The organism is Leisingera sp. ABM4_060 (assembly GCF_056158765.1).
On sequence record NZ_JBSWTX010000001.1, the window covers coordinates 60221 to 82363 of the forward strand.

Below are 22143 nucleotides of genomic sequence, written 5' to 3' on the forward strand. Positions count from 1 at the left end.
GAACTGTTTCCCCGTCAATCGCCTGCTTTCAAAACCCACGGTACGACACCGGTGTAAAGCGGGTCCCCCGCGATGGGATGATAGGCGCATTCGATCACCGAAAAGCCGGCCTCGTGCGCTGCTTCCTGGCATGTTTGCACCGAAACGTAGCGGTTGTCGTGACCTTCCTGTGCGACAAAACTGCCGCTGCGGACCCAATCCGCGCCCAATACCGTCTGCCCCGGTGTTGCGGCCTCGGCAAGGTGACGGAAGCAGGCCTTGTAGCCCGCCAGATCCGGGGCCAGCCCAAAGACGGCATAGGCGGTGATCATGTCAAAACGGCGCTCTTGGAAGCAGGGTGCCCAGGGTTTCAGGATGTTGCACTGATGATAGTGCCAGGGAACCGACCGGGTTCGGGCCAGGGTGTCTTCGGTGTTGCCTGCAATCTTGAGGGCTTCCTGATAGCAGGCCGGCACCGCGCCAGAGGCCCGGAACTGATCGGAGACAAACAGGGCTTCCGGCACCAGGTCTGCGCAGGTGACCGACCGAATGCCTTTGAAGGCAGTGGCCCAGAACAGGGCGCTGGTTCCGGAGCCGATGTCCAGCCAATGGCCGCCGGGCGCGTACCGCGCGGCCATGGCAAGGATATGCTCTGTGCCTTGGCCATAGATAAAGGCGGCGTTGTAATAACCGTCGAGATAGCGCTGGAAATAGGCCGCCCGCTCCTCATCCAGCGACATTCCTGCGAAATCGAGCGGGCGGCTGCCGGGCTGGTTCACAAATCCAGCCCCGAAACCCTGGATGTAGCCGCCGACAGGATCAGGATGTTCGGACATGGGCCGCCTTTCTTTCTTTTGGGAGTGCGATGATCAGAGCCGCCAGAACGACCGTCAGGAGAGCCAGCCAGGCGAACACCGCGGGCAGGCTGCCAAAGCTGCGCAGGATGACGCTGCCCGACATGTTGCCCAGCAGCGCGCCAAGGCCGACGAAGATATTGCCGACGGCAAAGATGCGCACCGCCGTTCTGGTCTCCATCGTCTTGCTGGCATAGGCCGGGGGCAGGGCGAAGAAGGGATAGAAGGCAAAGCCGAAGAACAGGGCGCTGACGGCGACATAGGCAATCGAGTCCGCCAGATACATGAGCATGCATGCGGTGAAGGTAAAAGCGGCCACGGCAATGAAACAGACCCGGACATTGAATTTGTCGGTCATGAACCCGATCATCGGTGCCGCCACGATGCCAACACAGCCGTGCAGGAAGGTCATGCTGCCGGCCTGCATGCGGCCGATGTCCAGATGGTCCCGGATCAAGGCGGTGAAGAACGTCTGGAAAGAGATCGTAATGGCGGCGCCCAGCATCATGATCAGCCACAGATGCGCCGCCGTTTTCAGCGTCGAGCGGTCAAGCTTGCTGATCTCGTTTGGGTCTGCCGCCGCCGGCGCCTCGCTTGTCTCGCGGGAATCGGTGATGTCCATGGCCCGGAACAGGAAGATACTGACAGCTGTCAGAAGCAGCACTGTGCAACCGGTGGCCATCCAGATGCCGCGCCAGCCGAGATCCTGCTGCAGCACCGGCACGATCTGGCCATTAATGATTGCACCGTAGCCGCCGCTGCCGGACAGAAAGCCGAAGACGGTGCCGCGCCGTTCATAGGGGATGTAACGTCTGATGACGGCAACCATGGGAACCCAGGTCGCGGCCGGAACAAAACCGATCAGGGTGAGCACCGCAGCTGCTTCCAGCGAGCTGCTCACCTGGGACAGCGCCATCAGGCACATTCCGCAAAACAGCATCGAGGCAAAGATGAAGCGGAGCTCGCCTACTTTGGGGGCCAGGATGCCCGACAGCACTGATGACAGGATGAAGCCGGCTTGTATGCCTGCTGCGACATAACCCATTTCGGCATAGCTAAAGGCCAGGTCCTGGCGCATGTCGGGGCCGAGGACCGGAAACAGGTAGATCCCGAAGCCGTAGGCAAAAGCGAGGAACCCGCTGAAAATGACCGTGATGGCGGTTCCAAGCGCCTTGGCGGAGGGGCGCGACGGCAGATGTGCTTCCATGGGTGCGGTCCGGTTACACTAGCGAAGGAGACAGCAGATGCGGGGGGCGTCCGGGGTGAACGCCGAACCGTCGTAGTTGCCGAGAACCTGCAAAACCGACAATCCGGCCGTGTCGAACAGAGCTGCCAGCGACGGCAGGGTGTACTTGCGCAGCGTGAGCTGGGCGCTGAACTCGGCAGCGGATCCGCCGGAGCGGGGCTGCAGCTGGTAGTCGAACTGAAACCGCCTCTGGCCCAATGGGTCTCGGAACTGGGTGACATGGCGTGTCACCCAGCCGCCATCGAATTCCCGATTGCAATCCATATACCTTACCCCGCTGGAACGATTCTCGTCATAGTAGTTCAAATCGGAGCGGGCACCCGGGGCATCAAAATTCGCGACATCCAGTATGATTTTTCCGCCCTTCGTCAACTGCCGCTTCATGGCTTTAAGGCAATCCAGGGCTTTGCTGTCATCGGGCAGCATCTGAAACGCTTCCCGGGCAACGAAGATACGGTCGAAAGGGCCGTCAATTTCCAACCGGGTCATGTCGCCCCAGGCTGAGATCAGGTTGTTGTTGCCCGAGGCCTGAAACCGGCTGCGTGCGGCTGCCACCATTTCGTGTTCGATGTCGAGGCTGTGTATGACGCAGTCCGGAAAAGCGGTGCCCAAAGCCAGTGCCGTGGTGCCGGTGCCGCCTGGCGCGATCAGCACCCTGCTGCGGGGATCCGCAATCTGTGAGGCCAGAAACCCGTGGTCACGGGTTTCCGGGTATTCGGCGTCATAGAACTGGGCCCGGTCCGCATATCCGAAGGTGCCTTGGACCGTGTCCGGGCTCATTGGCCGGGTTCCAGCATCTTGAAGGTGTCCAGCAGCAATGGATGCACGAACTCACCGTTGCGGATGATCATGCCGCGGTTTGAAACCGGATCTGCCGCACCGTCAAAAATCGCTGACCCCATGTTGAGCAGGTAGGGCGCCATGTGGCGGCTGGCGGCCTGGCTGGCGGTCACCGGCACGGTGGCGGGCAGGGCGTCGATCAGGATGTGCTGAACACCGTGGACCTTGTAGGCGGGCTTGGCAAAGCTGGTGAATTCCGTTCCGCTGGGAATGTAACCCTCTCCATAGCCGCAGGTTACGTCAACGATTACCGACCCCGGTTTCATTTGCTGCACCAGTTCCGGCGCGATCATGGTGGGGGTGTCGTAGCTCGAGATCAGGATCGCCCCGATCACAAGGTCGGCTTCCCGGACTTTGGCTGCCAGCGTTTCGGGCTCGTTCAGCAGGCAGGCGACATCGGCGGGCACCGTCGCTTCAAACCGCCGCAGCCAGTAGGGATTGGTGCCAAAGACGGTCACCTCGCAGCCGAGTCCGGCTGCCATGCGCGCCGCCGCGCCGCCGACGTTGCCATAGCCGATCACGACCACCTTGGGGCGGTTGCTGCCGGGAATGTCTGCCAGCAGCGTGCCGCTGCCCCCCTGATGGGCCAGCAGGTGATAAGCACCCTGGAAAACTGCCAGCTTGCCGGCGATTTCGTTGTCGCAGACCGGCATCGGATACTGGCCGTCATCCAATTGAAACAACTCAAACGAGTATGCGGTTGCCCGTGTATCTGCAATTGCCTTGGAGATGGGCAGTGAGCCTTCAGCATGAAGATACGCTGCCAGGTGCGTATCCGGCGTAAGAAAGCCTGTTTCCTCCGGGCTTGGGCATTTGTATTTCACCACAAAGGGGCTTGCCGACCAAGCTGTTTTAGTGTCGACAAGCCGCGCTCCAGCATCCTCGTAATCTTTGTTGGAAACGGCAGAGTTTTTGCCTGCATCACGTTCGACAAAAACATCATAGCCCGCTTTGACAAATGCATTCACTTCGCGCGGCATCATGACGACCCGCATTTCGCCCGCCCGCGTTTCTTTAACCACCGAAATAGATTTTTTCAATTTACCGGCCTTTCATTTATGCCTTGAATTCAAGCATCCGCTTGATTTCCGAAACTTTGATCTGGTCGGTGTTGAACAGTTTCTTCAGAACCGGGATGCACAGGTAGGGGTCGCACTGGCCGCAGACATAGACGTCGCAGGAGGCGCGGCGGTATTCTGACCAGGTGTGGATGCTGATATGTGATTCGGCCAGCAGCCCGATGCCCGAGACGCCGCCGAGTTCGCCGTATTTGCGGATCGACATGTCAAGCAGGGTGCTGCCGCATGCCTCGGCTGCGTCGCGCAGGGCCTGGCCGCACAGTTCCAGGCTTTCGGTGTTGTCCGCGTCCCAGAAATCGATCAGCAGATGCAGCCCGGCCCATTCCCCGTGCGATCCGTTGGATTGCATCAGGGCCTTCACGCCCACCTCAGACATTTCCATAGCTTTCCTCCTGATATTTTGTGGTTTCGCTGGAATTGCGCACGGTGCCCCACATGGCCTCGCAGCGCTCGTGGATGTACCAAATGTCGGCTTCCGTCAGGTGCTTGGACACAACACCGGGAAAGGCCTGTTCGAAATAGCTGTAGGGCGGGCGGACATCGTGTTTGGTGGAGTGGTAGTCCAGCTTGCTGCTCATCTGGTGCAGCCGGGTGATTTCCGTTCCCGGGTGGTAGGTCATGATGTTCGGGCTCGCGAGGTCCAGCAGCCCGTCCCGGATCAGCGCGGCGACGCCGTTGATGGTCTCGTCAATGGTGCTGCGGTTTTCACCGTCCAGGCCGAACAGGACAGAAGAGCCGACGCGGATGCCCGCGGATTTCACCTGCCGGAGAGAGGTCCGGATCTTGTCCGTCCATTGCTGGCCTTCCCCCTTCTTCCGGTGCTTGTGGATGCTTGCGATCACGTCCTCGGCAAGGCTTTCGATGCCGAAATAGACGTATGTGCAGCCGGCCGCGGCCATCAGAGACAACAGATCCCTGCCTTGCTCCTCGCTGCGGAAGGTTGACAGGAACTCGCCGGTGAGCTGGGCGCCCCACTGCATATTGCGCAGGTTTTCATGGCCTTGCGAAGAAACACCCGCAAGTTCGGGGAGGCGCGGCATGCCCCCGGAATTGAGGCTGGATTTGATTGAGGCGAGCCGTGCCGAGAAGTCCCGTATCGCTGCCATGTTGCCGCCGAACATGACACTGTCGTCAAAGAACAGGGCCTGCGCCCCATAGTCCGCAAGGGTCATCAGCCGTTCGATCATGGTGTCCGCTGGGGTGCGGGACAGCTTGTTCATGCGGCCCATGACACCGATGCCTTCGGAGCAGAAGGCGCACTGGTAGGGGCAGGCGTCGGCGGTCAGCACATGCGCCGTGCGCATCACCTCACCGGCATCGTCCAGGAAGATCGGGAACCGGGCCCGGATAGCAAAGGCGTAATAGGCGTGCGGCACATCGGACAGGCTGTACCGCGGGCCGGAAAAGGTGACCGCCTGCGGCCCCTCCGGCGACAGCCAGGTGATGACGGACTGCCCCCTTACCTGAGTATGGCGTCCGGCCATGCTGATCAGGGCTTCGGCGATGGACAGTTGGTCAATGGCACCGGTTGCAGGGTCATAGATCAGCGACAGTGCCTTTAGCAGGTAGTCCAGAGCATAGGCGCCGTCGCGGGAGACAACAAAGTCGATGTCCGCTGCCGCGCGCCCTTCGTAAACCGCCCTGACGGTGCTTGAATAGGCATAGTGCACCATGTCCTGCGCCGCGTCGTACCTGACGGTCTCGTCGGCATGGCGCCCACCCAGAATGATCACAGTCTGCGGAGCAAAAGCCTTGATTTCGCGGGCCATTGCCAGCGCATAACGGTGGGCGCAGGAGACCGAGCTGATCAGCACGATTGCCGGCTTCAGCACGGCCAGTGTTTCAAGCAGTTCATCCCTGGTCCCGGGGTTCCAGGCGCGCGGGTCAAAGACCGTCTGGTCGGTGTTCAGCTGCCAGCTTTCGCCGGTCAGTTTGCGGCGCGTGGAACTGCCTTGCCGAAGCCTGTAAGCGGTATCCGGAAGGCGGCCCAGCTGAGGGCAATAGGTGGCATATGCGTCTGCTTCTGAAAGCGGGTTCGAAAATGAAGCATGCGCTTCCTGAATCGATTTTGATATCCCGTGATAAAGGCAGACGGGGTCGCCCGGGTATTCGATATTACCCTCGTGACTGATCATAGCCGGAGATAGGATGGAAAGAACCGGAAAACTTCTTGCCTTCCAAAAATCATTGATCAGGTCTGCATCTTCTTCTGAGTGGAGCTTTAGGTCGCCAAAGTGCGCTTCAAGACTTTCCCGATCTTCACTAATGCGCCTTTCCAGTGCTGAATCGTTGGCGGGGGAAATGATCCGGGAGTTTGGTGTGATATGCAGGAAAGGCGTAACGTCAAACAAGAATGTCACCCATGGATGCAGCTCAATGATTTTATATCCTATAAGTAGTAATCATGGATCTGGTGGGCGATCCGGTTAATTGCGGCTAAAAAGTGTTAATTTGCGACGTATGCAACTATATGGCGTGTTGCGGCGAGACGGGAAACCGTGTTCGCGAACATGCTTCAAAATGGCGGATTTGGGGATGGGGCGGCCACATATGAGGTATCCCGCGCCGGAGAAACTTGCGATCATCCGACTTGCCAAGCAGTCACGCTTGCTGGTGAAGAGGGTGCCGCGAAAGCTTGGCGTCCCTGGATTGAAGCGGAGCACTAAGAAGGCAGCCCCTTTGACGCAGGCGCCTGTAGTGGCAGTAACTGAGGCGTTGGACACCGCCAGCCGGGGCGCGGAGCTGGATTGGGGGATGTTACCCGGATGATGACCTGGGGTGCCGTGATGGAGGCCGTGGAATCCTCCATTGAGCCCGCAGTTTCCTCCTGCGCCCCATCAACAGAAAAAGAGCCGCCTATGCCGGAACAAGGCCACTGCATCACCGATGAGGCGTTGCGCATCATGGAGCGGTTCCCCCAAGTGTCAGAGGGGCATTGGCCCACAGTGAGGGGCAAAGACAGCGCTCTCCGCTGCCAGGGAATGTAACAAAATACACGCATTCGTAGAGGAACGTTAATTGCTGCGGCCTCCTGCTCTGATTTAAGCCTTGGGCAAGGGGGATCCCTGGGGACCCCGCGAATAGAAATGCCGAAAGGTGCCGGACGCATGAAACACTAGATCTCTGCCAGCGCTGCTTCCATGCCAGGAAGCCCGGCCCGCTCCGTTTGATTTCATTCTGCCAGTGCAATCCGCAAAGGAAGGCCCGCCCGCGGCGGCCTGCCGGGTTGCCTTTACTCTACCGGGATCGCCAAATGCCTGAAAACACGGAACACTCTGCCTATCTGAGCTGGGCACACGAGGTCTACCGCGCCCTTGGCTGGACGCTGGAGGAAATCGAAGCGGCAGAGGCGCCGCAGGATCCGCTGCAGGATGGGGCAGGCACGGACGGCGGTGCCAGGGCCGAACGGCAGGCCGTTGCCAGCACCGTGGCAGAGGAGATCCGGGACAGCCTGCAGTCTGACACAACCGAAATGGATCTGAGTGAACTGGCCGCGGATCTTGCCGAACGCGGCGGACCCGAAGAACGTGACGCGTCTCAGCTGCCAGAACTGCTGGAACGGCTGCTGGCACGGGCCGGGTCCGATCTGCAGGCAGAACAGGACATGATTTCTGCCTTGGCTGACACCGCAGAGGCAAAGCCTGCCCTGGTGCAAGCGGCAGCCCGGATCAGCCGTCTGCTGGAAAAGGCGGAGGCCGAGCGCGAGCTGGGCCGTTTCGACGCCGCGCAGGCCACCCTGGCCGAGGCAGAGGCCGCCCTCAGCGATCTGCGCGCCTTGCGCCTGTCGCTGCCCGCGCAAGATGCGCAGGCAGAGCCCGGCCCGGCGGTGCGTGCCCTTTGCGATGCTGTGGACAAGGGCGTCTCTGCCTTGAGCGGTGCGGGCTTCGGCGGCCCGGCGAAGACGCTGGCCGCGGCGCGCGACGGCCTGCTTGCAGCGCATTGTGCCGCTGACGACCCGGCCTGGAAATCGCTGCGGAAGGAGGCAGCGCTTGCGGTCAATTCAGCGGGCAAGTTCCGTTCCCTGGCGGCCCGGATCGGGACATATTGCACCAGCCTCGGCAATGAAGGGCTGGGAGACACCGCAGACGGCCTGCGCGACGATTTGGAAGAGATCCGCAACAGCACCGCGCGCTCGGTCATGGGCAGCCTTGGCGTGCTGGTTCAGCTTGATGCCCAGGCGGCGCAAAAGGACAAGTTTGCCAAGCGGCAGGAGTGGACAGAAGCCGAGTTTACCGAACGCTCCGAGGCCTTGCGGGATGCCTTGAAAACCCTGTTCCGGACGGATGCGGAGGGCAGCATCCTGACCCGCAATGACGACAGCCGGGTGGAGAAACGGGCCGGCGGTGCGGCGGGGCTGGACCATGACGTCTATGTGCAGATCCCGCGCCGAGCCGATAAGAAGATCCCCCGCGCCACGATGGAGGCGCTGCTGGAAACCGTGACATTCCTGGACGGTCTGCGGGACGCAGGCGTTGCAGGGGTCGAAGACATCGCAGCAGAAGAACTGCTCAAGGCCGAAGAGCTTCTGAAAGGTATTCAGGGCCAGACCAGTGAATACGAGCAGATGAAGAAGGGCTTGGCCAAACTGGCGGAGAAAGTGGCCAAACTGGGAACCGGCGGCACCAAAGGCTATTACATCGAAGAACGCCTGCGCCTGGCCGGGGACATTGATACACTGTCAACGGCCTATTTGACCACCAACATCAATCAGGCCTTGCGGCAGCTGACAGAGCTGGAAACCGGCCGCTACAAACCGCTCAAGAAGGATGCCGTGCTTGCGGTTGAAAAGCGCAAGCAGTTCGACAAGCATGCGGCCAAGGCGGATCCGTTGTTTGATGGCATTGCCAGCGCCATGGCGGACCTTGGCCATGCCGACGGGCTGCTGCAGTCCCTGGTTGAGGCTGGCATGCTGGACAAGGAGGCCACCCGGTACAGCGGCGATCTGAGCCGTGCGCGCGACGAGGCGGTCCGGCTGGCGGATAATGCGGTCACTCACGAAACGCTTACCGAGGCGGTTCTGAAAATCAGCAGTGTCGTCAGCAATTCCGAGCGGCAACTGGCTGAGCTGAAAGAATACGCAAAAATGAGCGCAGGGGGCGGCGGTGCCAGCGATGCGCTGAAGGCCTACTTCGGCAAGATGGTCGAAGACTATAAAAAAGGCCGGGAGCGTTTCGAGCAGCAGCAGAAGGATGCCAGCGCCTTTGCAGCGGCAATGAAGCCGATGGTGCAAGAGCTGGAGGCGATGCTGCGCGGTAAATTCGATCTGAAACGCGTGCAGGACAAAAGCCGCGGTTTCAAGCGTGCGGATGCCGACAGTGTTGACCATGGCCGGCTGCGGGAGCTGGTGGCCGAGCTGCAGCTGTTGAAGAAGGAAAGCGCAGCCAGCCACAGCCACGCAGAGAACATGGACCGGCTGGCAGCAGTGGGCGAGTCTCTGGCTGCGATCCGCGGCGAGATCACCGGTTTCCGCGAGGATGTCGCCAAAAAGCTGCGCCTATTCAGCGCCAATTGCACGGCTCGGCTGAAACAGGCCGAAACTTATATCAGCGGGCAATTCGCCGCAGCCGTCGCCAAGGAGCAAGGAGACGGGCAGCACGTGCTGGACGCCGCGGCCCTGCAAAGCTTCCTGGACACCGTCGCCGCGCCGCTGGCGCTGGACGGTCTGGATACGCAGGTGGAGATCATCGCCGATGCCAAGAAGCCGCTGGAAGAGCGCAAGGCGGCGCGCGAAAAGGCGCTGCGCCTGGTGCGGCCGGTTCTGGCTGCGCTGGAGGGCAATGCCGCCGTGACGCATTACCTTGCGCATCCTTTCAGCCCGCCTCCCAAAGATCTGCGCATGGCGCAGACGGAACTCACCCAGCTTGAACTGCGGCTGCTGCAGCTCGCGTCCTGATACCAGCAAAGCTCCGGCCTTGCTGCCGGAAGAGGGAATTGAAATGGCATATACCGGCAAGCAGATCGAATGGCTCGAAACAGCCCAGGGCGGGGCTGCGGACTTTGCCGCCGCTGAACAGAAGGCGCAGAAAAAATCCGCCGAGCTCACAGGCATTCTCGACCGGCTGGAAGCCGACAAGGAGTTCATCGCCGGTGCGCAGCAGTTTCAGGTGACGCTGGCCCGCAACAGCTCCTTCTTCAAACTGCCGGGCAGCGGCAAGATGAAGTGGATGACCGGCGATATGAAGTCCGAGGTCGACACCTATGCGGACATCTCGCACACCACCAAGATCGGTGCGGATGATCTGAAAAACCTGCACGAAGCTATGGCCAAGATCCTGGAACGACAGGACGAAATGCTGGTGGAGGAAGGCGGCAAGCGCGTGTTCACCGATAAGGAGATCATGCAGGAACTCTGGACACCGCTGGTGCGTGAGGGGGTGATCCCGGCCAACCTGGTTCCGGACCGCTACAGCGATTTCAAGCATATGTTCGACGGCGCGTCGAAGATCTATGAGGACAAGCTGGCGGAGCATAGCCTGGGTGCCTCCAAGTATGAGACCGTGCTGGAGGGGATCGGAATCGCCAAGGACACGGTGGCGCTGGCAACCAGCATCGCCTCTGCGGGGATTACCTTTGGAAATCTGGACACTGCCGGCCGCAGCGTCGAGGAAACCCGCAACATCCAGGCCAAGCAGGAAGTGCTGGGCGCCCGCCAGGGCGCCACGTTGGAAGAAGCCCGCACAGGGCTGAACCTGCCGGATGATGCCTCCGCCTCACAGGTGCTGGAGGCCGCAGCCGCCAGCAAGGAGCACAAGCATCTGGTCGCCGAATACAACAACCTCGACGCGGCAATCGGCGGTTTGTCGGACCAGCTGTTCACTGACCCGCGCTGGGTGGCCGAGCAGCGGGCGCTGCTGACGGCGTCTTCAGGACTGCTGTCGACCGGGCTGACGATCACCGAAAAGGGGATCAAATACGGCGAGGACGACAACAAGAGCAAAACCAAGACGCTGCAGTTTGCGCTGCAGACCAGCGATGCAGTGGCCAGCAACATCGTCGCTTCCGCCCTTAGCGCAGCTGGCCTGTCCGACCGTCAGCGCAACCAGGAAAGCGGCGGTTCCTTTGATCACCGCCAGGGGTTCGCCTCCGGCGGTGCAGTGCTGGAGGCGCTGATCCAGGGCAACCGGCTCGCCGAGAAGATCGTGGCAGCAACCCAGGCCAAGACGCCGGAGGCGCGGGAGAAGGCGATCCTGACCATTGCCGCTTCGCTCGGGGATACTTTTGCCGCGATGGCGGCCTCGACAACCCAGACCGTGGGCAATGTCAGCAGCGGTAATCCGGACAATCCTGTGACCGAGCATACCGACGAAAGCGTCGAAGGACGCGACCGCCCCGGCCTCTGGGCCGAGCATCCCGGCACTTCAGAACTGTTTGCCGAAGGCATCCGCGGTGTCTTTGTTCTGGGTCTCAACGTCCGTGGCGCTGCCAAGGCGCTGAAATCCGATCCCCCGGACATGACGGCCTTTGTCACCTCGCTGACCGCCGGGCTGGCGCATCTGGGCACTGCTGCTGCGACCGGTGCAGGGCAGGACAGCCTGTTCACCAAGGAAACCTTGCTGAGCGAGGAGGAATCCGAAGAGCTGTCGAAGCTCAGCACCGAAGACCTGCTTGAGCGCCGGATCGCGCTGTCCGGCTCGAGTTTTTCGCGCACCGAAAGCGAGATGGGGCTCGCGGCCTTTGGCCACGCCGGGTATCTGGCGGATGTGAATTCCGCAATCCGCTCAATCGTTGAAGGTCTGCAAGAAGCCGAGAAAAAGAAGGAAGGCAGCGACGCGGTCAAGGCCAATACTCAGGCGGCGCTGGACAAGATCGAGCAGGAGAAAACCGGTGCGGCGCTGGATGAGCTGAAGAAAAAGCTGAGCGAGCCCGAGGCGCGCGAGGCTTTTCTGGCGCAGATCAAGGCGGAGTTGGACGAGGAGATGATGCGGCTGGAGCAGGTCATCGCGGCCGCCAAACCGCCTGCCAACCCGAATGACCCTGATGCGGTCAAGAAATCGGTGGACGCTGTGGAGGCGCTGATTGCGGATATCAAAGCTTCGGAAATGAAGCTCAAGCTGATTGAGACCATCGCCAAGGGCGGCACCAAGGTGCTGACCCGCATCTTTCCGGTGACAGGGCTTGCCGATGCGCTGCGCCAGCTTGGCTCAGACGCGGTGGCACTGGCCCGCAAATCCGCCGAGGTGGACAAATGGCGCAAGAACGCCGCGCTCGCAGCCAGCAGCAATTCGATCTATGCAACCGCCATCAACGAGCGGCTTTACAATGCCGGGGTGCAGGTCAGCCAGCAGACGTTCAATACGTTCTTCTCAATTCTGGGTGTCGCCGCGGAATCGGCGCGGCTGGCTGATGCCACCGGCGCGGCTACCGGTATCAGCGCCGGCACCTCCATGGCCAAGGCACTGACCGACTTCGGTTACAAGATGCATGGCCGCGCCCGCATCGCCAATGGCTGGAAGAAGTATCTCGAAGCGCGGAAGAACCCGGCCAACCGCAAGGCGGCCCGGGCGGCGATCTCGGGCAACTCGACGCTGGCGAAATGCGTGCTGGCTTATGGCATCGTCGAGGACAAGGATCCGGTGGCCCGCCAGGTTGCCCGCAACTGCGGCCTGACGCCCACGGTGCTGGCTTCGGACAGCGAGGTCTGCGCGGCGGTGGTGAAATACTTCGAGACCCTCTACAGCGACGACCCGGTGGTGCTGCGCCGGGTGCCGAAAACCGAGGACTGGCACCCGGGCGTGCCGGATCTGACGCTGAAGTCTTGGATAACGTTCAAACAGGCGGCGGCAGATCATGCCTACCCGCGTCTGTCCAAGGACAGCTGCCTGACGCCCGAAGCGGATGCTGCTCTCAAATCCCTGCATCAGCTGTGCAACGGCGACCCCTTCGGCTATCCCGCAGCCCGCGATGCCGTGACAGCTAGGAACCCCGAAGGCTCCGCGGCCTTCAGCCGCGAAGTCAGCAGCCAGCTGGAGACGCTGATCAAGGCACTGAATGGCTACCGCCCCAAAACATCCGAACCGGAGAACCCCAAGGATCAGAAATGGACGGCCGGGATGCCGCATCATGAAATGGCGGCGGTTGCAGATGCCATGGCGGCGCAAGCCGAGCTGATCCTGCGCGACGTGCAGCTGGACCTGTAACCAACCGCGCCAGGGCCCTTCGCAGGGCGGTCGAAGATACGGAGAGGTAAAATGGACGCTGAAAAGATCAAAGAGCTGGAAACAGACCTGAATCTGGCCAAAACCAAGACGCTGAACTTCGCCTTTGCTGCCGGAGCAGGCAAGAAGGAAGACGCCTGCCTGCTGCACAAGACCAGGGGGGCAGACAAATTGTACCTGGACGTCAAGCGCGAGGTGGGCGGCACCAAAATCATCAGCGGCCTGGCCAGTGTTAAGGGGCCGCTGCTGAGCGTTACCTGCACGGAGCTCCCGGGAAAGAAGGTGGTGAAGCTGCTGCGTGACTTCCTGCGCAAAAATACGAAACTCAGCAAAGTGCAAGTCTTCGACGAAAGCGGCACGCTGATGATCAGCGACGAGGCGTTGGATCTGGATGACAGCACGGCGGCAGCGCCCATGACCGGGACCGGCGCCGAAGCGGATCCCGGGCTGGCAGATTTGAGGCAGAAGTTCACCGTGCTGGTGCGACAAGCCAAGGGGGTTATCAAGCAGGACCCCAGCCGGAACGAGGAACTGTCCGCCCAGGCAAGCGCCATTGGCAAATTGCTGGAACAAGGCCGCACCGCTCAGGCGCGCGAAGCCATGGTCAAGCTGCTGGCAGCGCTCCAGCAACCGGCGGGCGCGGAACAACCCGCTTCGAACGGCGCGGCCAAGGGTGTTGGCGCCTCGATCAAGAAACTGCTGACGCTGCGAACGGAGGTCGAGGCAGATTACGCACGGCTGCTGGCAGAGCTTTCGAAGCACAGCGATGAACGGTTGCGCCGGATTGCCTCTGACGGCCACAAAAAGGTCTTTGGCGGCTCAGGCGGGGTGCTGGATGGGCTGGACGCGGCGCTTTTCGAGGCGGTCAAGGCCTGGGGCAGCGCCGAAGGCGCAGACCGGCAGAAGGCGGCGCAGGACGTCAGGCAATGTGCAGACCGGCTGTCCGCGCATCTGGATGCAAACAGGTTTATCAGCCTGATGGAAAACAACCCTCTGGGTGTTGTGCTGCAGATCAGCAAGCCGCTGAAAGAAGCTTTGAACGAGATCGGCCGCCAGACTGCCGCCTGAGCCGCAGTTTGATGAAGCCTCACTTGGAATACTGGGCACTGTGGCATACTTCCTGAAGATCCTGAGCAGCCTGGCCGGGCTGCTGCTGGCAACCATGTCCTGGGCCGAACCCAGGATCGCGCTGGTGATTGGCAATTCTGCCTATGATGCGGTCGCACCGCTGGACAATCCGGTCAATGACGCCCGGCTGATGTCTGCCAAGCTGGCGGAACTGGGCTTTGACGTCACCAGGGTCACGGATGGCAGCCAGATCCAGATGAAACGTGCAATTGCGCAATTCGGCCGCAAGCTGCGCTCTGCGGGCAGGGATGCAACGGGGCTGTTCTACTATGCCGGCCACGGGGTGCAGAGCTTTGGCGCCAACTACTTGCTGCCGGCCGATATTGCCCTGTCCGATGCCGCCGATCTGGATCTGCTTGCGATCGAGGCCAAATCCGTTTTGCACCAGATGGCGTCGGCGCAGAACACCACCAATATCGTGATCCTGGATGCCTGCCGCGACAACCCGTTCCAGGGACTGCCAGGACTGGACGACAATGGCCTGGCCGAGATGAAGGCGCCGGTTGGCACCTTCCTGGCCTATTCCACTGAACCCGGCGGGGTGGCATTGGATGGCGAGACGGGCAACAGCCCGTTCACAGCCAGCCTGGCCAGCCATTTGACCGCGCCAGGCCTGCCGGTCGAGCAGCTGTTCAAACGCGTGAGGGTTGAGGTGCTGCAGCAGACAAGCGGGCTGCAAATTCCTTGGGACACATCCTCCCTGGTGCGCAACTTCGCTTTCATGCCGCAGCTTGAGCCAACCGATGCCCAGGCCGAAGCGCTGGCCTGGCAAACCGTTTCTGCCGCGCGCGACGCGGTTCAGCTGATGCTGTTCCTGCGGGCCTACCCCAGAAGCAGCTTTGAACCCGAAGCCCGCAGCCTGCTGCAAACAGTGATTGCGGAAACGATGCACACCTCCGCTCCGTCCGCACCGGCCAGCCCGCTGCCGCCCGCCGGCCAGCCCATCCAGGCGGCGCAAACCGAGGAACAGGCGATATTCGATATGGCTGCTTTGGATGACACGGTTGGGGCGTATCAGATGTATCTGGACAGCTACCCGCAGGGCAGCTTTGCCGCCGAGGCCGCAGACCGCATTACGGCCTTGCAGCGGGCCCGGGCAGAGGCCCGGCGCCAAGCGATGGCGCAGCAGGAGGCCGAAGCGCCGGCCCCAGTGTCTTTCACGTCCCGGCTTCTCCTGGGCAACCAGCATGTCCGCGGCCAAACCATCGCAGATCTGCTGACCCAAAGCCCGCAGTTTCCGCCGGTCCCGGATCTGCCCGATGCGGTATGGAAGGAAAAACCCTGTGCCAGCTGCCATAAGTGGACGCCTGAAACCCTGTGCGCGCAGGCCCGGACCTACATCGATCACCCGGCGGCTGTCAGCCTGGTGAAGGAGCACCCGTTCGGCGGAGGTTTGAAAGTGAACCTCAGACAGTGGGCGGTGAACGGCTGCCGGCAGTAGAACTTGAACCTATGGTAGGAACATGAGCCGGTGAACTGCCTTTGCTGTGCAAAGATGAGGCTTCTTGGGTGTGGAATACGCCCAAGAAGCCTCTTAAGTTATTGCGACTAAGCCGCAACAGGCGTCTTCAAGAAGGGGGGCAACCCAGCCTTTCGCCACGGCCCAATGGCCGTTTGGCAGCATCCCCGATGCGGCCCGGCGCATCAGCAGGCGAGGCACGCAGGCTATCGGGCAAGTGCCGTCTGCCCGTTCCAAATCCCGGAGGCTTGGCTGGCTTTGTAGTTAAGGTGGCGGTGAAGACCAAATCGTCTAGCTGGCGTTGTCCAGCCAGTCCCACCGGATATCGCGCAGCAGGCATGATCTCAGTGCCACGGCATCACCTTTGCCGAGTGCGCGCACCAAAGACGTATGCGTATCACTCCAGGAACCATCGGGTTGTCCGTCATCCAGCCCCTGACGCAGCGACGGGCCTGTCTGCATCCACAACTGTTCAATCACCGCGATCATGTCGAGGTTGCCGCACAGACGGTAAATCAGGAAGTGGAACTGGTGGTTTTCGATCATGTACTGATCAAACCGGCGCTGAGAGATCGCAGCCTGCATCCGCAGGATGGTGGCATTCAGCGCATCTATCGCAGCTGGGTCGATACGGTCCAATGCCTGCACTGCCGCCTCGCATTCCAGAAGCGCCCGCAGGTTGAACAAATCGGCCGCACGTTTGCGGTCCAGGACGGGGACGATATAGGACCGCTTCGCGAGACTGCTCAGCACGCGCTCGGAGGCCAGCCGTTTCAGCGCTTCGCGCACCGGCGACATACCAACGCCGACCTCTTCGGAAAGCGTGCGGATCGACAGTTTCTGGCCAGGCAGATACGCCCCGATCATCAGCTTTTCCTTGAGCTGACTATAGAACATTTCTGCCTGGGTAGGCTCTGCCGGGACCGTTAGCAACATACCCACCTGTTTACCCGAAACAGCTGAGTGTGCAACAGGTGCAGGCTATTGCCCCAAATGCCGCGCCATGTAGGCAATGAAGTCCCGGATCGTGCCTTCGAAATCGTCCGGCGCCAATGGCCCGCCCTGGTACGTGCGGGTTTTCAATGCCTCCTGCAGCGCTTCCAGCTTTTCCTTGTCCTCTGCGTTGAACGACCGGCACAGGGCCACATAGTCACGGACCTTGTCCGACTTCGGGTCATCTTCCAGCCCGGTGACGCCCCAGCGGATCTTGACCCGGTCCGGCCCGTCCGGGCGCAGGCACATGAACAGGGTGAAGTTCGTTGCCATGCCCACGACAAGGTTCGGGAAAATCCCGTACATCGGCGAATTGTTCCGCTCTTCCTCGGTCATGTCGGGGTGAAACGGGCCGCGCGGCGGATAGGCTGGGTCGTAGAATGCGTGGTAGCCTGTCCATCCTTCGCCGCTTTTCATTTTCTTGCACAGTTTGGTCGGCGTAATCGGGTGCAGCGTGTGCAAATGCGTGGCGCTCAGATGGTAGCCTTCCATGAAATTTTCAAACAGTGCCTTCCAATTGCAGGCCCAGCTGTCCTCTTCGATGAACACCAGGAAGCGGTCTTCGGGGTGATAGTTCCGGACGATGCCGTTCAACCCCTCCAGACGCGGCGCCAGCGGCGGCGCCTGACCGTCGAGGTTGACGAAAATCCACCCCTTCCAGATCTCGCTGGCAAATTCAGGCAGGCCGCAGCGGGCCTTGTCGAATTTGGTCTGGCCCTTCATATGCGGCGCAGCGACCAGCTGGCCCGTCGTGTTGTAGCTCCAGGTATGGTAGCGGCAGACAAACTTGCGGGTGTTTCCCGCCCCTTCGGCAACCCGGTTGCCGCGGTGGCGGCAGACATTGGACAGCACCCGCACCTGGCCGTCCATGCCGCGCGAGACGATGAGCTGCTCGCCCGCCAGATCGGTTGTGAAGTAGTCGCCGGGGTTTGCGATCTCTCCAATATGGCCGACGCACATCCATTCCCGGCGCAGCACTTCTTCGGTCTCAAGCTCCAGAAATTCCGGTGAGGTGTAATAGCTGGCAGGCATCGCATAGCCGTCTTCCGGCGCAAGCGGGCCGAGCTCGCCCAGACGGGTGCGAAGGCTATGCAGCTGATCTGCTTTGGCGTCGTTCATCGCAGAAATCCTTTGACAGAAGAATCGAACTGTGATCACAGATAGAGGCAATAGGCCGTCGCGGCCAGCCCAAATCTTTGCGCCGGGTGCCGGCCGAGGGATATGGGCAAGCCCCAATGAACGATCGCGCGACACTGAAAGGACCCTGGTCGAAAATGTTCCTCAAAAACGCATGGTATGTCGCAGCATGGAGCGACGAAATCACCGCTGAGTTGCAGCAGGTTGTTCTGTTGAAACAGAAAATCTGCATGTTCCGCGACACCCGCGGAGCGGTCGTTGCGCTGGAGGATGCCTGTCCCCACCGCAAGCTGCCGCTGAGCAAGGGCCGCCGGAAGGGGGACGATGTGGAATGCGGCTATCATGGGCTGACCTTCAATTGCACCGGCCAGTGCGTGCGTGCCCCGGGCAAGGGCGGCATTCCCTCCAACGCCAAGGTCCATGCCTATCCGGTTGAGGAGCGCTATGGCCTGGTGTGGATCTGGATGGGCAATCCGGCGCTTGCAGACGCGTCGGAGATCTTCGAAATTCCGGAATTCGGCGATCCGGCCTGGGGCATGAACCGCGGCAAGGCATTGGAGATCGACTGCAATTACCTGTTTGTGACGGACAATCTGCTGGACCCCACTCATGTGGCCTGGGTTCACCAGTCCTCCTTCGGGCAGGCCGCGACTGAAGACACGCCGCTGCGCATCACCAAACAGGACCACGGCGTTACGGTCTGGCGCTGGATGATGGATGTGGAACCGGCCCCCTTCTACAAGAAGATCGTGGAGTTTGAGGGCAATTGCGACCGTCTCCAGCATTACGAGGTGCGTTATCCCTGCCATGCCATCATCCGGGCGGTGTTCACGCCTGCCGGCACCGGAGGCGAAGACGGGCCGCTGGATGACAAGACGTTTGTGATGAACAGCTACAACTTCATGACACCGGAAACCGAAAGCCGCACCCGGTATTACTGGTTCCAGATGCGCAATATCCGGCCCGATGACGAAGCCTTGTCGCAGATGATGAGCGACGATGTGAAACACGCCTTTGAAGAGGACCGCGAAGTTCTCAACGAAGTGCAAAAGGGCATGGCGAACAAGACAAGCCCCCATATCGACCTGCCCATCGACGGCGGCCAGCTGCGCTTCCGGCGGCAGCTTGAAGTGCTGATCGAACAGGAACGGACCGCTGATCAGGCACTCGCCTGAAGCACAGGAAAGAAAACAAAAAAACCAGCCACTTCCCGACAGGAGAGAATGAGATGACAACGACCAGTGCCGCCCATCCGGCCGCCAAACAATGGGCAAAGGAATGCACGGGCGGCGATATGAGCCGCCGCGAATTCCTCTCCCGGGCCACTGCCATGGGCGTTTCCGCAGGTGCAGCCTATGCGATGATCGGGCTGCCTGCCCCGGCGCAGGCGGAAACCGCTGCAAAACAGGGCGGCACGGTCCGCATTGCGATGCCGGTGCGCGAACTGCGTGTGCCGCGCATGTATGACACGGTGGAAATGGGCAATCTCACCACCGGGTTCTTCGAAAGCCTGGTGGAGTATCAGGCCGATGGCACGTTCCGCCCCATGCTGCTGGAAAGCTGGGAGGTCAATGAGGATGCCACCGAATACACCCTTCACCTGCGCCAGGGTGTCAAATGGTCCAATGGCGACGATCTGACCGTCGAAGACGTGGCGCGCGCAATCGAGGGCTGGTGCGACAAGACCGTTGAAGGCAACGGAATGCCCAACCGGGTCAATTCGCTGATCGATCCGGAAACGGGCCAGGCAGCGGAGGGGGCGGTCAGCATCGCGGATCCGCAGACCATCGTGCTGCGGCCGCGCATTTCCGACATCACCCTGATCCCGTCCATGGCTGACTATGCCGCCGCGATCGCGCATCCATCCTTTGACCCGGATGATATCACCACCGCCATCGGCACAGGCCCGTACCGCCTGGTGGAACATGCGGTCGGCACGCAAATGGCGATAGAGCGCATCCAGGATTCAGAATGGTGGGGTACCGCTGTCTATGGCGGCCCGTATCTGGACCGCGTCGAAATCATCGACTTCGGAACGGAAATGGTCACCGCTCTTTCGGCTGTCGAAAGCGACGAGGTGGATGTTCTCTATGAATCCACCGGTGAATTCATCGCCATCCTGGACGATCTCGGCTGGACGAAATCCGAAGCCGTGACAGGCCAGACCATTGTGCTGCGGCCCCAGCAGCTGGCGGAAGTGGACGGCACGGCCCCCTATTCAGACGTAAGGGTCCGGCGGGCGCTCGCCCTGGCGGTCGACAATTCCACGGTGCTGGAGCTGGGTTATGCCGGGCTGGGGACCCCGGGCGAGAACCACCATGTCTCCCCGATCCACCCGGAATATGCCGAGTTGCCGCCGATTTCGAGGAACACCGCAGAGGCTCGACGCCTGCTGGAAGAGGCCGGGATGGCAGATTTCGAGCATGAGCTCTTCTCGATCGACACAGGGTGGATGAAAGACACTGCCGATGCAACCGCCGCACAGCTGCGGGACGCAGGCCTCAAGGTCAAGCGCAGCGTGGTGCCTTCGGCGGCGTTCTGGAACGACTGGGACAAGTTCCCGTTCTCGGCCACCAACTGGAACCACCGGCCCTTGGGAGTGCAGGTGCTCAATATTGCGTACCGAAGCGGCGCCTCGTGGAATGAATCCGGCTTCAGCAACGCCGAGTTCGATGGTCTTCTCGATCAGGCCCTGGCGGTTGCCGATGCTGGCAAACGGCGTGCAATATCAAAACGCCTGCAGGAGATTATGCAGGAGGAAGGCGTAACCATTCAGCCTTATTGGCGCAGCCTTTTCCGCCACCACAAGCCTGGCATCATTGGTGCGGATATGCACCCGGCCTCCCAGATATTTCCTTACCGGATCGGGTACTCCGGCTGAATAGACGGCAGCTGAGGCCAAAGCCCTAGCTGCCGATACAGGTCATGCGGACGGTTCCCGATGGCTGCGGCCCATTCTCCCGGCTCATTCTCCCGGCCTGAGGTCCCGTCTGCGGTTTGGCGCGGCCTCAATTGAAGCGCTGAATGGCAAAGGCCCGGTGAGCCCGGGGCTGCGCCCCGCCTGCAATCAGGGTGCCCAGAATGCGGGCCGAGGTGGCAGAGTTGGACAGGCCGTAGTGGCCATGCCCGCAATTGTAGAACACACGGGGGGTGCGCAGGGAGCGCGAAATTACCGGAACTGAGTCCGGCAGCGAGGGGCGGTTGCCCATCCAGGCGATGGCGCCGGTCTGGTCCAAGCCTGGGAAGATCTCAGAACTGATCCGCGACAGGGCCTTGTAAAAAGACCTATTTTCCGGACGGCCAGGATTGGCGGCATATTCCGCCCAGCCGCCGATCCGCAGCCCTTCGCCCAGATGGGTGATGGCAAGGCCGCGGTCCGGCAGGATCAGCGGCAGCTCCAGACGGAAACCGGGGGTTGGGAAAGTCAGGTTGTATCCGCGCTCCGCAGCCAGTGGCAGCTTTTCCCCCAGCGCCTTGGCAAACTGCTTAGAGGAAATGCCCGCTGCGATCACTGCCCCGTCAAAGACCTGGCTGCCCCTATCCGTTTCCACGCAGACACCCTCGGCCACAGGCGTCAGTCCAATGACCTTGCTGCGCCGGAGGACCGCACCGCAGCCCTGCAGCGCCCGGGCAATGTCCTGGACGATTTCCAGCGGGTCGGTCACACCGCCCCAGTTCTCCGACAGCATGCCGTGGCTGAACCTGGCATCGATGTCCGGCAGCCGGGCGGCAATATCCTGCCGCGTCATCGGATGGGCAGCAAAGCCGGCCTCGGCCTTCATCGCCCAGGTGGCCTGGCTGGCAGCAAAGCTCCGGGCGCTGTCATAGATGAAGCCCGCGCCCGAGCGGCGCATTTTGCCAGCGATGCCAGCCGCAGCCAGCATCTCGGACATATCCGCGAAGGCGTGCCGCGCCAGTGCGGTCATCGCTGCGCAGGCCTGCTGGTAGTTTTCTCCGCGCGAAGTGGCCAGGAACTGCCTGAACCAGGGCATCAGCCGCAGCTTCTCAAGCCCGGGAATGCGCAGCGGGCTGTCTTTTTGCAGCATCATCCGCAGCCCAGTCAGGGCAATGCCAGGTGTGCTGAGCGGCTGCAGGTCGGAGGCGCCGATCTGCCCCGCATTGCGCCAGGATGGCCCGCCCTGGCCGGGCGGTTCCGGGTCGAAAACCGTCACCTCATAGCCGCGCCGGGCGAGATCCAAGGCGCTTGCCACACCAATGATGCCGGCGCCGATCACCGCGATGGACGCCCCTTTTCCGAATTCCGTGCTCATCA

At 61.3% G+C, this 22143-nt stretch carries 15 protein-coding genes; 6 read left to right on the top strand and 9 right to left on the bottom strand.

Going from position 1 to position 22143, the window contains the following annotated elements; translation table 11 throughout:
* Positions 1-14: 14 nt before the first annotated feature.
* Genes ACXAEH_RS00275 through ACXAEH_RS00300 form a run of 6 tightly spaced genes read right to left on the bottom strand, consistent with a single transcriptional unit; the run spans position 15 to position 6133 of the window.
* Positions 15-815, bottom strand: coding sequence for a class I SAM-dependent methyltransferase (locus tag ACXAEH_RS00275; RefSeq protein WP_475030498.1), 801 nt, complete (start codon positions 813-815; stop codon positions 15-17).
* Positions 799-2040, bottom strand: coding sequence for an MFS transporter (locus tag ACXAEH_RS00280; protein ID WP_475030499.1), 1242 nt, complete (start codon positions 2038-2040; stop codon positions 799-801). Before ACXAEH_RS00280 ends, ACXAEH_RS00275 begins: the two co-directional genes overlap by 17 nt.
* An 18-nt stretch (positions 2041-2058) precedes the next feature.
* Positions 2059-2859: a class I SAM-dependent methyltransferase gene (locus ACXAEH_RS00285; RefSeq protein ID WP_475030500.1), complete on the bottom strand. Its 801-nt coding sequence runs from the start codon at positions 2857-2859 to the stop codon at positions 2059-2061.
* Positions 2856-3941 carry an NAD(P)-dependent oxidoreductase gene (locus ACXAEH_RS00290; protein ID WP_475030501.1) on the bottom strand — a complete coding sequence of 362 codons (1086 nt, stop codon included), beginning with the start codon at positions 3939-3941 and terminating at the stop codon, positions 2856-2858. The genes ACXAEH_RS00285 and ACXAEH_RS00290 overlap by 4 nt, the downstream gene beginning before the upstream one ends.
* A gap of 34 nt (positions 3942-3975) precedes the next feature.
* On the bottom strand, positions 3976-4380 hold the full coding sequence (gene speD, locus ACXAEH_RS00295) for an adenosylmethionine decarboxylase (RefSeq protein ID WP_475030502.1): 405 nt from the start codon (positions 4378-4380) through the stop codon (positions 3976-3978).
* Positions 4367-6133: a B12-binding domain-containing radical SAM protein gene (locus ACXAEH_RS00300; RefSeq protein ID WP_475030503.1), complete on the bottom strand. Its 1767-nt coding sequence runs from the start codon at positions 6131-6133 to the stop codon at positions 4367-4369. Before ACXAEH_RS00300 ends, speD begins: the two co-directional genes overlap by 14 nt.
* A gap of 1118 nt (positions 6134-7251) precedes the next feature.
* Between ACXAEH_RS00300 and ACXAEH_RS00305 the strand changes: the two genes are divergently transcribed.
* From ACXAEH_RS00305 to ACXAEH_RS00320, 4 genes are read left to right on the top strand one after another with little or no spacing between them, the layout of a single operon-like run.
* Entirely contained in the window at positions 7252-9891 is a 2640-nt protein-coding gene (locus ACXAEH_RS00305) for a hypothetical protein (RefSeq protein ID WP_475030504.1), read from the top strand.
* 43 nt (positions 9892-9934) lie between these two features.
* The gene (locus ACXAEH_RS00310) at positions 9935-13135 is read left to right on the top strand and encodes a hypothetical protein (RefSeq protein ID WP_475030505.1); all 3201 of its coding nucleotides are present in this window, start codon (positions 9935-9937) and stop codon (positions 13133-13135) included.
* A 51-nt stretch (positions 13136-13186) separates the two neighbouring features.
* Positions 13187-14221, top strand: a complete 1035-nt coding sequence (locus ACXAEH_RS00315) for a hypothetical protein (protein ID WP_475030506.1) — start codon at positions 13187-13189, stop codon at positions 14219-14221.
* 40 nt (positions 14222-14261) lie between these two features.
* Positions 14262-15722, top strand: coding sequence for a caspase family protein (locus tag ACXAEH_RS00320; RefSeq protein WP_475030507.1), 1461 nt, complete (start codon positions 14262-14264; stop codon positions 15720-15722).
* A gap of 309 nt (positions 15723-16031) precedes the next feature.
* Here the strand turns inward: ACXAEH_RS00320 and ACXAEH_RS00325 are convergent, their stop codons facing one another.
* Both ACXAEH_RS00325 and ACXAEH_RS00330 read right to left on the bottom strand, forming a co-directional pair.
* Positions 16032-16637 carry a GntR family transcriptional regulator gene (locus ACXAEH_RS00325; protein ID WP_475030508.1) on the bottom strand — a complete coding sequence of 202 codons (606 nt, stop codon included), beginning with the start codon at positions 16635-16637 and terminating at the stop codon, positions 16032-16034.
* An 84-nt stretch (positions 16638-16721) separates the two neighbouring features.
* On the bottom strand, positions 16722-17852 hold the full coding sequence (locus ACXAEH_RS00330) for an aromatic ring-hydroxylating oxygenase subunit alpha (RefSeq protein ID WP_475030509.1): 1131 nt from the start codon (positions 17850-17852) through the stop codon (positions 16722-16724).
* 155 nt (positions 17853-18007) lie between these two features.
* On the opposite strand from ACXAEH_RS00330, the gene ACXAEH_RS00335 reads away from it, so the two are divergent.
* Entirely contained in the window at positions 18008-19045 is a 1038-nt protein-coding gene (locus ACXAEH_RS00335) for an aromatic ring-hydroxylating dioxygenase subunit alpha (protein WP_475030510.1), read from the top strand.
* 53 nt (positions 19046-19098) lie between these two features.
* Positions 19099-20751 carry an ABC transporter substrate-binding protein gene (locus ACXAEH_RS00340; protein ID WP_475030511.1) on the top strand — a complete coding sequence of 551 codons (1653 nt, stop codon included), beginning with the start codon at positions 19099-19101 and terminating at the stop codon, positions 20749-20751.
* Between the two features lie 127 nt (positions 20752-20878).
* Here the strand turns inward: ACXAEH_RS00340 and ACXAEH_RS00345 are convergent, their stop codons facing one another.
* Positions 20879-22141: an NAD(P)/FAD-dependent oxidoreductase gene (locus tag ACXAEH_RS00345; protein ID WP_475030512.1), complete on the bottom strand. Its 1263-nt coding sequence runs from the start codon at positions 22139-22141 to the stop codon at positions 20879-20881.
* Positions 22142-22143: the final 2 nt, after the last annotated feature.

Coding starts and splice junctions, on each gene's coding strand:
- ACXAEH_RS00315 (WP_475030506.1), top strand. CDS start 13,187: ATGGACGCTGAAAAGATCAAAGAGCTGGAAACAGACCTGAATCTGGCC.
- ACXAEH_RS00335 (WP_475030510.1), top strand. CDS start 18,008: ATGTTCCTCAAAAACGCATGGTATGTCGCAGCATGGAGCGACGAAATC.
- ACXAEH_RS00280 (WP_475030499.1), bottom strand. CDS start 2,040: ATGGAAGCACATCTGCCGTCGCGCCCCTCCGCCAAGGCGCTTGGAACC.
- ACXAEH_RS00325 (WP_475030508.1), bottom strand. CDS start 16,637: ATGTTCTATAGTCAGCTCAAGGAAAAGCTGATGATCGGGGCGTATCTG.
- speD (WP_475030502.1), bottom strand. CDS start 4,380: ATGGAAATGTCTGAGGTGGGCGTGAAGGCCCTGATGCAATCCAACGGA.
- ACXAEH_RS00305 (WP_475030504.1), top strand. CDS start 7,252: ATGCCTGAAAACACGGAACACTCTGCCTATCTGAGCTGGGCACACGAG.
- ACXAEH_RS00310 (WP_475030505.1), top strand. CDS start 9,935: ATGGCATATACCGGCAAGCAGATCGAATGGCTCGAAACAGCCCAGGGC.
- ACXAEH_RS00275 (WP_475030498.1), bottom strand. CDS start 815: ATGTCCGAACATCCTGATCCTGTCGGCGGCTACATCCAGGGTTTCGGG.
- ACXAEH_RS00285 (WP_475030500.1), bottom strand. CDS start 2,859: ATGAGCCCGGACACGGTCCAAGGCACCTTCGGATATGCGGACCGGGCC.
- ACXAEH_RS00330 (WP_475030509.1), bottom strand. CDS start 17,852: ATGAACGACGCCAAAGCAGATCAGCTGCATAGCCTTCGCACCCGTCTG.
- ACXAEH_RS00300 (WP_475030503.1), bottom strand. CDS start 6,133: ATGATCAGTCACGAGGGTAATATCGAATACCCGGGCGACCCCGTCTGC.
- ACXAEH_RS00345 (WP_475030512.1), bottom strand. CDS start 22,141: ATGAGCACGGAATTCGGAAAAGGGGCGTCCATCGCGGTGATCGGCGCC.
- ACXAEH_RS00340 (WP_475030511.1), top strand. CDS start 19,099: ATGACAACGACCAGTGCCGCCCATCCGGCCGCCAAACAATGGGCAAAG.